The organism is Arthrobacter sp. 10L430 (assembly GCF_056395245.1).
Genome location: NZ_JBFTJD010000003.1, coordinates 26,787 through 40,762 on the forward strand (window position 1 = coordinate 26,787; position 13,976 = coordinate 40,762).

Here is a 13,976-nt window from a genome sequence, read left to right on the forward strand (position 1 = left end):
ACGAAAGGAAAGCTCCCGTGATCTTCATCGTCGTCAAATTCAAGGTCAAGCCCGACTGGTCCGACAAGTGGCTGGATCTCGTGGCAGATTTCACCGAGGCCACGCGTCAGGAAACGGGCAACCTCTGGTTCGACTGGTCCCGAAGCGTGGATGACGCCAACGAGTTCGTCCTGGTGGAAGCGTTCAAGGACGACGCCGCCGGGGACCACGTGAACAGCGAGCACTTCAAGAAGGCCATGGCGGATATGCCGCAGGCCCTTGCGGAAACGCCCCACATCATCAGCCGGCAGCTCGACGGCGACGGCTGGGACCGGATGGGCGAGCTCACCATCTGACCCGTCGAGTGCTCCGTAGGTGCCCTTTTGAGCCCTGAAAACGGCAGTTACGGAGCACTCGATAGCATTAACCGCATGTGGATCGGATGGATTGAGTTCGACATCCTCCTGGGCGACATTCACAGCCTTAAGGAGAAACGCTCCGTGGTCAGGCCGCTGCTCGCGGAACTGAAACGGCGCTACGACGTGTCCGTGGCCGAGGTGGGGGACCAGGACCAGTACCGGCGCGCGCGGCTTGGGGCGGGGCTCGTGGCTGCTGACCGTGCTCACCTCGTGGAGGTGCTCACCGCCGTCGAACGCTTTGTGGCAGCCCGCCCGGAACTCGAACTTCTCAGCGCCCGCCAGCGCGAACTCCACAGCGAAGACTGAACCTCCATCGATTGCTCCGTAACGGCCCTTTTGAGCGTCCATAAGGGCCGTTACGGAGCACTCGATGGGTGGTGTGGATAACTTCTGCAGCGGTCAAGGGGTTCTGATCTGATGAATCCATGAAAACCGCACGCCGGCTCCCCAAGGAGTTAGAAGGACGCCCCTTCACTGTTGCCGAGGCCGGCCGCGCTGGCGTCACCCCTAAGCGGTTGCGCCACGGGTCGCTGACGGCTTTGGGAAGAGGCATCCGGTCGAAGAGTCCGACGTCGGAGCTCCCCTTAAGCGTCAGGGTGCGGCCATTCGTCGAGGTCAACGAGAGATGCGCCGCATCCCACCTCACAGCCGCGGAGCTCTCGTCGCTGCCGCGTCGCCGGCAGAAGGAGGCACCGCAGATGTACCACGTGATCCGACCGGAGGGCGCCGCCCATCTCAACCGTCCCCATGTGATCGTCCACCGCATGAAGCTCTACGAGGACGAGGTCACCGTGCTGGACGGGATCCCCATCACCACTCCGGAGCGAACATGGCTGGACCTGGCCGAAATGCTAAGCGTTGACGACCTCGTGGTGGCCGGTGACAGCTGCGTCCGTGTTCCGCGTGCCGAGCTGGAGGGCAGGGACATGCCGCTGTGCAGCCTGGAAGACCTCCAACGGATGATCGACCGCCACAAGGGAAAGCGCGGCATTCGCAAAGCCAAGGAAGCCATCAAGCTCATCCGGGTAGGCTCCGACTCCCCGCAGGAGTCCCTGCTGCGGTTGGCCATGAAAAGGGCCGGGCTACCCGAGCCGGAACTGAACGTGCCCATCATCGAGGACGACGGAACCAGGCACCATCAGCCGGACCTCTCGTATCGAAAATACAGGATCGGCATCGAATACGAGGGCGAGCACCACGGCGAGGAAGGGCAGATCGTCCGGGATATCGCCCGCTCCGAAAGATACGAAGCCTTGGGATGGACGGAGGTCCGGATCTCCAAGCGTCACATGGTCAATGACGCCAAGGCTGCGGTGGCAAAAGTGCGGACGGCCTTGGTCCGAGCCGGCTGGCGGCCTGGGCGTTAACGAACGATTGCTCCGTAACTGCCGTTCTGAGCGATCAAAAGGGCAGTTACGGAGCAATCGATGGAGGGTCAGTCCCTAGCCGAAGTACTTCGGCAGGGTGGCCTCGTGGGCTTCGCGGAGCGAATCAAGTGAGAGCTTGTCCACGCCGTTGATCTCCAGCTGGCCGCTGGCTGCGTCCACCACGCCGATGCGGGTGTGGGCAAAGCCGCGGGCGGTGCACATGTCCGTGAAGCGGACCTCCTCGGAGCGGGGCACGCCGACAACCGCACGCCCCTGCGTCTCGGAGAACAGTGCCGTGAACAGGTCCACGCCGTCGCGGTCCAGGACGTCCTGCAGCGCGATCCGGGCACCCACGCCGTAGCGCAGCGAGGACTCCACGAGTGCTGCCGCAAGGCCGCCTTCGGAGAGGTCGTGAGCCGAATCCACCATGCCGTCGCGGGACGCGTTGATCAGGATTTCACCCAGCGCGCGTTCGGCGGCGAGGTCAACCTTGGGCGGAAGTCCGCCAAGGTGGCCGCGCAGGTTGGACCACTCCGAACCGTCCAGCTCTGCCGCCGTGGTGCCCAGCAGGTAGATGGCCTGGCCGTCCTCGCGCCAGCCCGACGGCGTGCGGCGGGCGACGTCGTCCAGCTTGCCCAGCACTGCCACCACGGGGGAGGGGTGGATGGGCGTGGTGCCGGTCTGGTTGTACAGCGAGACGTTGCCGCCGGTGACCGGGATGCCCAGCTCCATGCAGGCATCCGACAGGCCGCGGATCGCCTCGGCGAGCTGCCACATGACATCCGGGTCCTCGGGGGAGCCGAAGTTCAGGCAGTCGCTGACGGCCATCGGCACGGCGCCGGAGGTGGCCACGTTGCGGTACGCCTCTGCCAGTGCCAGTTGTGCGCCGTGGTACGGGTCGAGGTAGGTGTAGCGGCCGTTGGCGTCGGTGGCCAGGGCCACGCCCAGGCCGGTTTCCTCGTCCACACGGACCACGCCGGCGTCATCCGGGAACGCCAGGGCGGTATTGCCGCCGACGTAGCGGTCGTACTGGTTGGTGATCCAGGACTTGTCGCACATATTCGGCGAGGCAACGAGCTCGGTAACGGCTGCTGCCAGCTGCGCGGGGGCGGAGGGACGGCCGGCATCCTGTACTGATCCAGTGAATGCATCGGCCTGGAGGGCGTCCTGCCATTCAGGGCGGGCGTAGGGGCGGTCGTAGACCGGACCGTCGTGGGCCACGGTGCGCGGGTCGACGTCGACGATGATCTCGCCTTCCCACGTGATGATCAGGCGGCCGGTGTCGGTCACCTCGCCCAGCCAGGAGTATTCCACGGCCCACTTATCCATGACTGCTTCGAAGGCAGCGATGTTCTCGGGCGTAACCACGGCCATCATGCGTTCCTGCGACTCCGACATCAGGATTTCGCCCGGGGTCAGGGTGGGGTCGCGCAGCAGGACGGAGGTCAGCTCAACCTCCATGCCGCCGTCGCCGTTGGAGGCGAGCTCGGACGTGGCGCAGGAAATGCCGGCGGCGCCGAGGTCCTGGATACCTTCAACCAGCGAACCCTTGAACAGCTCCAGGCAGCACTCGATCAGGACCTTCTCCGCGAAGGGGTCGCCCACCTGGACGGCGGGGCGCTTGGACGGTTTGGTGTCGTCGAAGGACTCCGAGGCCAGCACGGAGGCGCCGCCGATGCCGTCGCCGCCGGTGCGGGCACCGAACAGGACAACCTTGTTGCCCTTGCCGGAGGCGTTGGCGAGGCGGATGTCCTCGTGGCGCATGACGCCGACAGCCAGCGCGTTGACCAGCGGGTTGCCCTGGTACACGGAATCGAAGACCATTTCGCCGCCGATGTTGGGCAGGCCCAGGGAGTTGCCGTAACCGCCGATACCGGCAACCGCGCCGTGCATGACGCGGGCCGTGTCCGGGTGGTCGATGGCGCCGAAACGCAGCGGATCCATCACGGCCACCGGGCGGGCGCCCATGGAGATGATGTCGCGGACAATGCCGCCGATGCCGGTTGCGGCGCCCTGGTAGGGCTCAACGAACGACGGCGAGTTGTGCGACTCGATCTTGAACGTCACGGCCCAGCCGTCGCCCAGGTTGGTGACGCCGGCGTTTTCGCCGATGCCCACCAGCATGTCCTTTTTCATCTCGTCGGTCACCTTGTCGCCGAACTGGCGCAGGTGGTTCTTCGAGGACTTGTACGAGCAGTGCTCGCTCCACATCACGGAGTACATGGCGAGCTCTGCGCCGGTCGGGCGGCGGCCCAGGACCTTCACAACCTCATCGAACTCGTTCTGCTTCAGGCCCAGTTCGGCCCAGGGGAGTTCGGTGTCCGGCGTTTTGCCTGCGTTCTCGACCGTGTCGATGTTGAACTTCCTGGCGGTCTCGACAGGCTGCGCGACCGAGTGGGTCTCCGTCATTTGTTGTCTCCCACGATTTTGTTCAGTACAGAGGTGAAGAAACCGAGGCCATCGGTGTCTGAGCCGCCGATGCCGTCCAGTGATTCGGGACCGTAGCCGACCTCCACTGCATGCTCGGGGTGCGGCATGAGGCCTACGACGTTGCCGGCGGCGTTGGAGATGCCTGCGATGTCGCGGCGGGAGCCGTTCGGGTTGAAACCGACGTAGCGGAACACCACGCGGCCTTCAGCTTCGAGGGCGTCCAGGGTCTTTTCGTCGGCGATGTACTGCCCGTCCTGGTTCTTCAGCGGCACGGTGATTTCCTGGCCGGCGGCGTAGTCGCCGGTCCACACGGTGCTGTTGTTCTCCACACGCAGGACCTGGTCGCGGCACATGAACTTCAGGTGGTCGTTCTTGATCATGGAGCCGGGCAGCAGGTGCGATTCGGTGAGGATCTGGAAGCCGTTGCAGATGCCAAGGACCGGCAGCTTGGCGTCCGAGTTGGCGGCGTCAATGATCTTAGACATCAGCGGCGCGAAGCGCGCGATGGCGCCGGCACGGAGGTAATCGCCGTAGGAGAATCCGCCAGGAATCACGACGGCGTCAACGTCGCCCAGCGTGGTGTCCGCGTGCCAGAGCGCCACGGGAGTGGCGCCGGCCAGGCGGACCGCACGGGCGGCGTCGCGGTCGTCAAGGGTTCCGGGGAAGGTGACCACGCCGATCTTGGCGCCGGCGAGGCTCGGGTTGGCCGCCACGGCGACCGCCTCGCCAATCAGGGGAAGTTCAGTCATCTCAGGCCTCGACGACCTCGACGTTGACGACGTCCTCGATCACCGGGTTGGACAGCAGGGTCTCGGCGGCCTCACGGGCCTGGGCCAGGATTGCGTCGGTCACCTCGCCGTCGACGGTCAGTTCGAAACGCTTGCCCTGGCGGACAGAGCTAAAGCTGGTGAAGCCCAGACGGGGGAGTGCACCCACGATGGCCTTCCCCTGCGGGTCCAGAATCTCGGGCTTGGGCATGACGTCGACAACGATCCGGGGCATCCGGTAACTCCTGTGCGTGAGCATTGGGTAAGGGCGCAGCGGAGTGGTGCCGTCTCACGCCGTTCGTCTGTGGCCGCTTCGGGTACAAATGGCACGACATGGACGGGCGCTCCGCGAGCTTGCTTGCCCATTCTACCGGCCGCAGCGCCGCACGCTGTATTCGGGGCCGGCGGCATAGGAGTCTGAGAAGTACGACGGCGGCTCTGGCCCGCCGTCCCTGCCCTCAGTAGGATTGCGGCATGGCCGAGAAACCGAAATCTGTACTGTTGCCCGTGGTTGCCGCCGCTGTTTTTGCGGGGCTTGGGAGGATGGTTCTCCAGAAGATCAGGGCAGACCGGGCTGCCAAACAGAATCGCGTCGCGGGCCCGGTGGATGAGAAAACACGTAAGTGGATCAGCGACGTGGTCCGCACACCTCGGCAGTAGCATTCCGTTGGAGTAGCAGAGCTTCCGACGTTCCGCAGGCGGGTGCCCTTTAGGGTGCCCGCCGCCGGCGTTTAAACCGCCCGGTGATTCGTGCAACGAAATTTGGAGTGACAAAACTAAATTGTCGTTTGTGTCCTATGTCATAACTACCTATCAGTAGGTACTGTGGGGTTCGGCTGACCATCGCTGGGATCGACAAGACCTGTCAACCCCACGCGGCCTGGCCGCATGAGCCCGGCAACGCAGCCGGGACGGTTCCTTATGAAAGGTTCAAATCACTCGTGAAATCAGCAGGAAAAAGCTTCTTCCGAAGCCGGGGGGCCCGGAAAGCAGCGGCACTTTGTGTCGGCTTGCCTTTGCTCCTTTCATCCGTCGCCGCTTCGCCCGCCATCGCCGGCCCGCCACAGGGTCCGGCGGCGGCTGCGCAGCAAAAGAACATTAATCCGAACGATTACCAGGCGGGACGCTACATCGTGGTCCTGGCCGAAAAGCCCGCAGCCACCTACGATGGCGGCACAGCAGGACTGCCGGCCACTAAACCGAAGTCAGGCCGCAAACTCGACGCCAGCCGGGCCGAAGTGCGGAAGTACCAGGCACACCTGGAGGCGAAGCAGACAGCGCTCGCCGCTAAGGAACATGTGCAGATCCGGCACAAGTACACTGCCGCACTCAACGGGTTCAGTGCCACACTCACTGCCGACCAGGCCGTGAACCTCGCCAAGAGCGCGGACGTACTCGACGTCGCCCCGGACACCCAGCGGGCGCCGGACTACTCCACCACCGACTTCCTCAAGCTCAGTGGACCCCAAGGCACCTGGAACACCCAGTTTGGCGGTCAGGCCGGAGCGGGCAAGGGCGTTGTGGTCGGAATCATCGATTCCGGATACACACCGTCCAGTGCCTTCTTCGCCGGGGAAGAGGTAAAGCCCCTCACCGGCGAGCCGAAGGTCGGCGTTCCTTACCGCACCGCCGGCGGCAAGATCGCCATGCTGAAGTCCGACGGCAGCACGTTTGAAGGTGAGTGCCAGAAAGGCGAAGGGTTCGACGGCAAGGCCTGCAACTCCAAGGTCCTGAGCGCACGCTACTTCTCGGAAGCGTTCGAGGACACCGTGGACAAGGCGGACCGCGCACCGGAAGAACTGATTTCCCCGGTCGACGTCGGCAGCCACGGAACCCACACGGCCAGCACCGCTGCCGGAAACGCCAACGTGGAGTCGTTTGTGGATGGCCGCAGCTTCGGCCTGACCAGCGGCATCGCACCGGCGGCCAAGCTATCGGTCTATAAGATCTGCTGGGAGGACAACGACCCCGCCACCGGTGGCTGCTACACCTCATCCTCCATCGATGCGATCAACCAGGCCGTGATGGACGGTGTTGACGTGCTGAACTACTCGATCTCGGGCACCACGTCCACCACCACCGACCCGGTCTCAATGGCCTTCCTGTCGGCAGCCTCCGCCGGCATCTTCGTGGCCGCGTCGGCAGGCAACTCGGGGCCCGACGCCAGCACGGTGAACCACGGCGAACCGTGGGTCACCACGGTTGCCGCCAGCAGCTTCTCCCAGGAACTGCAGGGAACCGTTGAGTTCTCCGACGGCAGCAAGTACCGCGGCGCCAGCATCATGAACCGCGAAGCAGCCGGCGCCGGTGTGGTCCTCGCCGCAAACGCCGCCTCGGGGACCGACGCCACGCCACGGCTGTGCGGCCCCGGATCGCTGGATCCGGCAAAGATATCCGGCAAAGTCGTGGTCTGTGACCGAGGCACCTATGACCGCGTTGCCAAGAGCGCCGAAGTGGCGCGCGGCGGCGGCGTGGGCATGATCCTGGTCAACGTCTCCGCGTCGTCCCTCGACGCGGACAAGCACTCTGTCCCGACGGTCCACGTGAACCCTCCCGCGACGGAAGAGATCAAGGCCAAGGTGGCGGCGAACCCGGCCATCACGGTCTCCCTCGTCAACAAGGACACCACCGGGCTGCCTGCTGAAGCGCAGCCGCAGATCGCCGGCTTTTCGTCCCGCGGTCCGCTGCTTGCCACGGACTCCGATCTCCTGAAGCCCGACGTCGCAGCCCCGGGTGTTGCCATCCTGGCCGGTGTATCGCCGATCGGTGCCGGCGGGGACAAATTCGGATTCATGTCCGGAACTTCCATGGCCTCCCCGCACGTTGCCGGTTTCGGCGCCCTCATCCTGGGCAAGAACCCGAACTGGTCACCGGCGGCCGTGAAGTCGGCCATGATGACAACGGCCAGTGACGTCAAGCTCGCAGACGGCAAAAAGAACACCGATGTCCTGGCCGCCGGAGCCGGGCAGGTGGATCCGGCCCGCGTGCTGGATCCGGGTCTGGTCTACGACGCCGACGGCGACGATTACCTGCGGTTCATCCAGGGAACCGGTGTTGACCTGGGCATCCCGGGCCTCGGCGCCACCAAGCCGCGCGACATGAACGTCCCGTCGTTCTCGCTCGGAAACCTGGCGGGCAGGATCGAGGTCACCCGCACGGTGACGGCGCTGACGCCGGGCGTATACCGCGCCAAGGCCAGCGTGCCTGGTGTAAAGGTGACGGTCACCCCGTCCATCCTGTCGTTCAACGCACCCGGTGAAAAGCGCACGTTCAAGGTTTCCTTCGAGAACCAGAGCGCCAAACTGGGGTACTTCGCCACGGGCTCGCTCACCTGGCAGGGGTCGAACAAGACTGTGGCCTCGCCGATTGCGGTACGTCCCCAGTCAGTCGTGGCCCCGAAGGACGTCGCCTTCACGTCGCAGGGAGGCAACGGCTCCGGAAACATCAGCATCGTGTCCGGTTCAAGCTCGCCCACCAACGTGACGCTGGACGGCCTGTCCAAGGCGGATTCCTCCGCCATCGAGCTGGTCCCAGGGCCGTTCAAGTACGCGGCCGATGCCTCGAACTCCGTCAAGACCGTCGACGTTCCGGCCGGTGCACCGCTGGCCAAGCTGTCCGTGTTCTCCGCGGATGAAAGCGCTGACTTCGACATGGTTGTCATCACCCCCGACAACCAGGCGATCGTTGTTGCTACGGCCTCGTCCAGCGAATCGGTGTCCATTCCGAATCCCGTGGCGGGCACCTACACGATGTTCGTGAATCTTTACGACAGCCCCAAGGGCCAGCCCACCAAGGCTTCCGTGGACGCAGCGGTACTGGGCGCAAACGTGGGCAATGCGACCGTGACTCCTGATCCTGTTCGCCTTGCCAACGGCGCGTCCGGCAAGCTCGCTCTGACCTGGAACAGCCTGGCTCCCGGTTCATACATTGGCCGGGTCACGTTCGCCGGTGCCAGCGCACCGACCTTCGTGAGCGTAGTGGTGACGCCCGGCGCGACCACCGCGGTTCCGCCGGCTTCGGAGGATCCGAAGAAAAAGAAGGAAAGAGGGAAGGTCCACAACGAGGACCTGACCAAGGCTCCGGATAACTCCATCTAGGAAGGTCCCGGAACCTGGTTCCCCGTCTGGGGGAATCCTGACAGCATTGGCCGGCGGTGCAGACCGCCGGCCACTGCCGTTTAACCGGCGCCGTCCGCCCAAGCCGGTGGCCCACCGCCGGCCCGGTTAGGGCCTCAGACGGCGCCCGTCGACCCGGATACACCGCCCAGCAGCGGGGAAAGCGCGCGCCAGCGGGCGATTTCGCAGCCGTCCGTCAGGGAAAAGCGCGCATGCACCTGGCGTTCGCCGAAAGTTCCGGTGACCACAGCCACCTGCGGACCGCCGTACTGCTGCGTACAGAGTTTGGGCGGACCGGGCACTGGGAAGAATATCCCCTCCCCGAAGCGTTCGACGGCGGCTATCGCCCCCGCGGGGTCAGGCAGCGTTGTCTCGGGGTTGCCGCCGGCGCGGCGGACCAGCGTGAATACGTGGTCCGGGCCGCCGGGCGCCTCGCTCAGGGTGACGGTGAGGTCGAGGTCGAGGTCTGGGTGCTCAGCGCTGCTGTTCACTTTTCTTCCTTTGCCGGGGAACCGTGCGGGGATTCTTCCGAAGGACGTTCCGGGCCCAGGGAGTCAAAGAGGGGCTTGAGTGCCTCCAGCAACCTGCCGCGCAGGATCTGGGCCTCAGCAGAGAACGCGCGCTGGTGCTCCACGTAGCTGGCCTTACCCTCCGCCGTTTCGATCCTGATCGGGGGATATCCCCACTCGGCGAGGTCGTAGGGGGAGGCCTGCATGTCCATGGCCCGTACCCGCCAGGACAGTTCGAAGCAGTCCATCACCAGCTCGCCCGGCAACGCGGGTGAGAGCTTGTAGGCCCACTTGTAGAGGTCCATGTTCGCGTGAAGGCAGCCGGGCTGTTCCGTGGACAGCTGGTTCTCCCTGCTCGGCGACAGTTCGTTCAGCGGAAGGGCGTCAGGGGTGTAGAAACGGAACGCATCAAAATGTGAACAGCGGATCCTGTTTTCTTCTACCACCTTGTCCGTGCCGGCTTCGCCCAGCCGCAGCTTCAGGTACTCGTGCCGGAGCTCAAACTTGTCCTGGCGGTAGACCATGGCCCACTCGTGCAGGCCGAAGCAGCCGAACTGCGCCGGGCGGGCGGCGGTGCCTGCCAAGATGACCTGGGCAAAGACCAGGGCTTCGCGGCGCCGGGCCAGAAAGGCGTCGCGGTCCAGCGTGACAGCGGTGCTGCCGGGCGGCAGGCCGCACAAGGCGAGTTCGCCGTCGTCGAGCCCGCGGTAATACTTCCAGTCCCTCCGCGGGGCCGCCTCCGCTCCGGAGAGGACAACGCCGGCTCCCGGATGCCAGCGCATCAGCTGGCCGGGCTTCTGTGTGTAATAGGTGAACAGGAAGTCTTCCACCGGGTGCTTGCGGCCGGCGGAACGGCGGGCAAGGTAGGGGTCGGCGTAGCGCCGCCCACGCCTGGCATGCGCGGCCTCAATCTCCAGCCAGTCAACGGCGGGAAGCACCTGAAGCTGAATATCCCGCCTCGGAAGCGTCACGCCGGGCACGGACCTAAACTGCTCCACTGGCAGTACCAAGGATGTCCCGGGCGGCGTTCCAGGCCCCGATTTCGCAGCCGTTCCGCAAAGTGAAGGTGACCTCCACCGGAGTGCCGCCGACGACACCCGAGACCGTGGCTACCTGAGGGCCACCGTACTGCTGGGTGCAGGAGACGTCTTTGCGGGGCGCAGGCTGGTTCAGGATGGCCGCGTTCTTCTTCAACGCCGCGCAGGCGGCGGCCGCCTTGGGATGCTGGCTTTCGGACATGGGGGCACCGTCCTTGCACACCAGCGTGTAGTTGACGGCAGTTCCGTCTTTCGAGGGTTTCACCGTGATGGCGAGTTCGGCGTCGCCGGTCCCTGGCCCGGACGGCAGCGGAGCGGCGGCAGGCGGCGCCGGGGCGGGGACTGTGGTCACGGCGTCGGGCGGCGTGGTGCCAGGAGCCGTCGTACCCGGAGAGGCCGTGCCGGGAGCGGTCGTGCCCGGTGTGGTGGTGCCGGGGGCGGTGGTGCCTGGCGTCGCGCCCGGGGATTGCGAACCAGGCGTGCCAGTGCCCGGGGATTCGCTGGTGGTTCCGGTGGTCGCCGAAGGCTGGCCGGTTCCGGTGTCCGGGGTGCAGGCAGCCAGTCCGCCCATCGCTCCGAGGGCGAGCAGCACAGAAATAAATTGCTTGCGCATGCCAGGTCTCCTCAAGTTTTTCCCATTCTACCGTCGGCGTCTGCAGCGGTCCGGAACGGCCCGGTAACGGTATCCGGCAATTGCTAACGGAAGGGTATCGATTCTTGGCGGCGTCCGCGGTATCTTTCTGACATTGACGGGTGCGCGGCAACAACCAAAGAGTGATGACGCCCATGGGGGGCAGAGCGTCCAGTTCGTGGGACCGAAGGTCTACAGGTCCTGAACAAAGGAAGGCATCTCCCCATGACCACGCAAAGAATTTCCCGCCACAGATTCAGCAAACGGCTGCCGGCAGTCCTTGCCGTCGGCCTCGCCATGGTTGTTGGCCAGGGCCTCACCGCGCCGACGTCCGCCGCACCCGGACCGTCCTCGGGCCAGGCAATTGCCGGCTCCCGGACATCGGCGTTTGACGACGGCCGCTACATCGTGATGCTCAAGGACAAGCCCTTGGCCACCTATTCGGGCGGTGTGGCCGGGATACCCGGCACGGCCGTTCCGAAGGGCAAGAAGCTGAACCCCTCCGGGCCCAACTCGCGCAAATACGATGCGCACCTCCGGTCAAAGCAGCGGCGGGCGGCAGCAGCCAAGGGCGTGACGATTGATGAGAGCTTCACCCTGGCTGTCAACGGCTTCAGCGCCGTTCTTTCGGCCGACCAGGCCAAGGGGCTCGCCGGTGACACCAGCGTGCTGGCCGTCGTCCCCGATGCCCTGCGCAAGCCGGATTACTCCAGCACCGATTTTCTCGGCCTCCCAGGCGGGGACGGCGTATGGCACGACCAGTTCGGTGGCGAGGCGGATGCGGGCAAGGGCGTCGTAGTGGGCATGCTGGACACCGGATACTCCCCGGACAACCCGTTCTTCACCGGCGATCCGGTCGAGCCGCTCTCCGGAACTCCCAACGTCGGCGAACCGTACCATCTGCAGGGCAATGTCATCGCCATGCGCAAGGCCAATGGCGGGACGTTCGTGGGCGACTGCGTGAGCGGTGACGGATTCGACGGAACCGAGTGCAACAGCAAGGTGCTCGGCGCCCGGTTCTACGACAAGGCCTACAAAGCGGCCGTTCCGCCCGAACTGCGGTCTCCGCTTGAGCTGTTCTCCCCGATTGACGTAAACGGCCACGGCTCGCACACAGGCAGCACCGCCGCCGGAAACAGCGATGTCACCCAGACTGCCGGTGGACGTGACTTCGGGACGAGCTCGGGTGTTGCGCCGGCGGCGAAGATCGCGGTGTACAAGGTGTGCTGGGAAGGCTCGACCCCGGACACCACAGGATGCCTCGAATCTGACATTCTCAATGCCATCCAGGACGCCGTCCTTGACGGCGTGGATGTGCTGAACTACTCCATCTCCGGCAACAACAATTCAACGGTCGACGCCGTTTCCCTCGCCTTCCTCAATGCGGCCGCAGCAGGGGTGTTCGTGGCGGCATCGGCGGGCAACTCCGGCCCGATCGCCAGCACGGTGAACCATGCCGGCCCGTGGCTGACAAGCGTCGCCGCCTCCACGTTCGACAGCTCGCTCCGCGGAACGGCCGAATTGTCCAACGGTGCCAAGTTCGCCGGAGCGAGTGTGATGAGCGAGGAAGTGGCAGCGAAGCCGATTGCCCTGGCATTGGCCGTAAAAGCGGCCGCCGCCACTGATGCCGACGCTGCCCTGTGTGCCCCGAACGCACTGGATCCGGCCAAGGCCGCAGGGAAGATCGTGGTCTGCGACCGCGGCATTTTCCCGCGCACCGCCAAGAGCGATGAGGTCAAGCGCGCTGGCGGCGTTGGCATGGTGCTGGTCAACGTGACGCCGGGCTCGCTGGATACGGACCTGCACAGCGTTCCGACCGTGCACGTTGCTGACCCCAAGATCAAGGACGTGGTCGCGGCCAATCCGGGAATGACCGCCAGCCTCAAGGCCACCGACACGACAGGTGCTGCACTTCCGCCGGTACCGCAGATCGCTGAGTTCTCCTCCCGCGGTCCAACGCTGGCGTCCGACGGTGACCTGCTGAAGCCGGATGTCGCGGCGCCCGGTGTGGCCGTCCTGGCCGCCGTGTCGCCGATCGGCTTCAAGGGCGAGAACTTCGGGTTCCTGTCCGGCACCTCCATGGCTGCGCCGCACATCGCAGGATCCGGTGCGCTTCTGCTCGGCAAAAACCCGCAGTGGTCCCCGGCGGCCGTGAAGTCCGCCATCATGACCACCGCATACGACCTGGTCAACGCCGACGGTGCTGAGGTTCACGACGTCTTCGCCCAGGGCGCGGGCGAGGTGGATCCGTCAAAGTTCGCCTCGCCGGGCCTGGTTTACGACGCCGGGATCGCCGACTGGATGGGCTTCCTCCAGGGTCAGGGCATCGACTTGGGCGTAGCACCCGTGGCCGCAAAGGACGTCAACGTGCCGTCGGTTGCCCTCGGCGCCCTTGCCGGCAGTCAGACGGTCAAGCGCACGGTCACGGCGGTGAAGGGGGGAACCTACAGTGCCGCAGTCGACGTTCCGGGCATCAAGGCAACCGTGAGCCCTGCAGAGGTGACCCTGAAAGAAGGGGAGAGCGCCACCTTCACCATCACCTTCGCCACCGCCGGTGCCCCGCTGAATGCGTATGCCACCGGATCCCTGACGTGGACATCGTCCGATAACAGCGTGCGGTCTCCGGTGGCGGTGCGGCCGGTGGCCCCGTAGCCGCCGTCACCGTAGCCGCTGTCCAGCTGCCGGACACTTGGCTGGCGGGCACTTAACAAGGACGACGCCG

At 65.3% G+C, this 13,976-nt stretch carries 12 protein-coding genes; 6 read left to right on the plus strand and 6 right to left on the minus strand.

Translation table 11 applies throughout. The annotated features are described in order from the left end of the window. Positions 1-17 precede the first annotated feature (17 nt). From AC1DDG_RS04250 to AC1DDG_RS04260, 3 genes are all read left to right on the plus strand, one after another. Positions 18-335: a putative quinol monooxygenase gene (locus AC1DDG_RS04250; RefSeq protein WP_476875048.1), complete on the plus strand. Its 318-nt coding sequence runs from the start codon at positions 18-20 to the stop codon at positions 333-335. Between the two features lie 75 nt (positions 336-410). Then, positions 411-704, plus strand: a complete 294-nt coding sequence (locus AC1DDG_RS04255) for a DUF503 domain-containing protein (RefSeq protein ID WP_476875049.1) — start codon at positions 411-413, stop codon at positions 702-704. Positions 705-1,096: 392 nt separating this feature from the next. Continuing rightward, the gene (locus AC1DDG_RS04260) at positions 1,097-1,765 is read left to right on the plus strand and encodes a hypothetical protein (protein WP_476875050.1); all 669 of its coding nucleotides are present in this window, start codon (positions 1,097-1,099) and stop codon (positions 1,763-1,765) included. 75 nt (positions 1,766-1,840) lie between these two features. Here AC1DDG_RS04260 and purL read toward each other — a convergent pair whose 3' ends face one another. Genes purL through purS form a run of 3 tightly spaced genes read right to left on the minus strand, consistent with a single transcriptional unit; the run spans position 1,841 to position 5,197 of the window. Continuing rightward, entirely contained in the window at positions 1,841-4,174 is a 2,334-nt protein-coding gene (gene purL / locus AC1DDG_RS04265; RefSeq protein ID WP_476875051.1) for a phosphoribosylformylglycinamidine synthase subunit PurL, read from the minus strand. After that, complete coding sequence (gene purQ, locus AC1DDG_RS04270; RefSeq protein ID WP_476875052.1) at positions 4,171-4,944, minus strand: phosphoribosylformylglycinamidine synthase subunit PurQ; 774 nt, start codon at positions 4,942-4,944, stop codon at positions 4,171-4,173. Before purQ ends, purL begins: the two co-directional genes overlap by 4 nt. A gap of 1 nt (position 4,945) precedes the next feature. Then, a complete protein-coding gene (gene purS / locus AC1DDG_RS04275; protein ID WP_056631212.1) occupies positions 4,946-5,197 on the minus strand; it encodes a phosphoribosylformylglycinamidine synthase subunit PurS in 252 nt (83 codons plus the stop codon). A 239-nt stretch (positions 5,198-5,436) separates the two neighbouring features. On the opposite strand from purS, the gene AC1DDG_RS04280 reads away from it, so the two are divergent. Beyond that, complete coding sequence (locus AC1DDG_RS04280; protein WP_476875053.1) at positions 5,437-5,622, plus strand: hypothetical protein; 186 nt, start codon at positions 5,437-5,439, stop codon at positions 5,620-5,622. A gap of 281 nt (positions 5,623-5,903) precedes the next feature. Continuing rightward, positions 5,904-9,059, plus strand: coding sequence for a S8 family peptidase (locus tag AC1DDG_RS04285; RefSeq protein ID WP_476875054.1), 3,156 nt, complete (start codon positions 5,904-5,906; stop codon positions 9,057-9,059). 134 nt (positions 9,060-9,193) lie between these two features. On the opposite strand, the gene AC1DDG_RS04290 is transcribed toward AC1DDG_RS04285, so the two are convergent. The 3 genes from AC1DDG_RS04290 to AC1DDG_RS04300 are packed head-to-tail and all read right to left on the minus strand — an operon-like array spanning position 9,194 to position 11,236. Further along, positions 9,194-9,568, minus strand: a complete 375-nt coding sequence (locus AC1DDG_RS04290) for a serine protease inhibitor (protein ID WP_476875055.1) — start codon at positions 9,566-9,568, stop codon at positions 9,194-9,196. Further along, positions 9,565-10,557 carry a 3-methyladenine DNA glycosylase gene (locus tag AC1DDG_RS04295; RefSeq protein WP_476875056.1) on the minus strand — a complete coding sequence of 331 codons (993 nt, stop codon included), beginning with the start codon at positions 10,555-10,557 and terminating at the stop codon, positions 9,565-9,567. The genes AC1DDG_RS04290 and AC1DDG_RS04295 overlap by 4 nt, the downstream gene beginning before the upstream one ends. 13 nt (positions 10,558-10,570) lie before the next feature. Further along, positions 10,571-11,236, minus strand: a complete 666-nt coding sequence (locus tag AC1DDG_RS04300) for an SSI family serine proteinase inhibitor (RefSeq protein WP_476875057.1) — start codon at positions 11,234-11,236, stop codon at positions 10,571-10,573. Between the two features lie 243 nt (positions 11,237-11,479). Here AC1DDG_RS04300 and AC1DDG_RS04305 point away from each other — a divergent pair, with 243 nt between their 5' ends. After that, positions 11,480-13,906, plus strand: coding sequence for a S8 family serine peptidase (locus tag AC1DDG_RS04305; RefSeq protein WP_476875058.1), 2,427 nt, complete (start codon positions 11,480-11,482; stop codon positions 13,904-13,906). Positions 13,907-13,976: the final 70 nt, after the last annotated feature.

What these genes read in the sequence shown, in the direction of transcription:
- AC1DDG_RS04255 (WP_476875049.1), top strand. Translation starts at nt 411, where the DNA reads ATGTGGATCGGATGGATTGAGTTCGACATCCTCCTGGGCGACATTCAC.
- AC1DDG_RS04260 (WP_476875050.1), top strand. Translation starts at nt 1,097, where the DNA reads ATGTACCACGTGATCCGACCGGAGGGCGCCGCCCATCTCAACCGTCCC.
- purL (WP_476875051.1), bottom strand. Translation starts at nt 4,174, where the DNA reads ATGACGGAGACCCACTCGGTCGCGCAGCCTGTCGAGACCGCCAGGAAG.
- purQ (WP_476875052.1), bottom strand. Translation starts at nt 4,944, where the DNA reads ATGACTGAACTTCCCCTGATTGGCGAGGCGGTCGCCGTGGCGGCCAAC.
- purS (WP_056631212.1), bottom strand. Translation starts at nt 5,197, where the DNA reads ATGCCCCGGATCGTTGTCGACGTCATGCCCAAGCCCGAGATTCTGGAC.
- AC1DDG_RS04280 (WP_476875053.1), top strand. Translation starts at nt 5,437, where the DNA reads ATGGCCGAGAAACCGAAATCTGTACTGTTGCCCGTGGTTGCCGCCGCT.
- AC1DDG_RS04300 (WP_476875057.1), bottom strand. Translation starts at nt 11,236, where the DNA reads ATGCGCAAGCAATTTATTTCTGTGCTGCTCGCCCTCGGAGCGATGGGC.
- AC1DDG_RS04305 (WP_476875058.1), top strand. Translation starts at nt 11,480, where the DNA reads ATGACCACGCAAAGAATTTCCCGCCACAGATTCAGCAAACGGCTGCCG.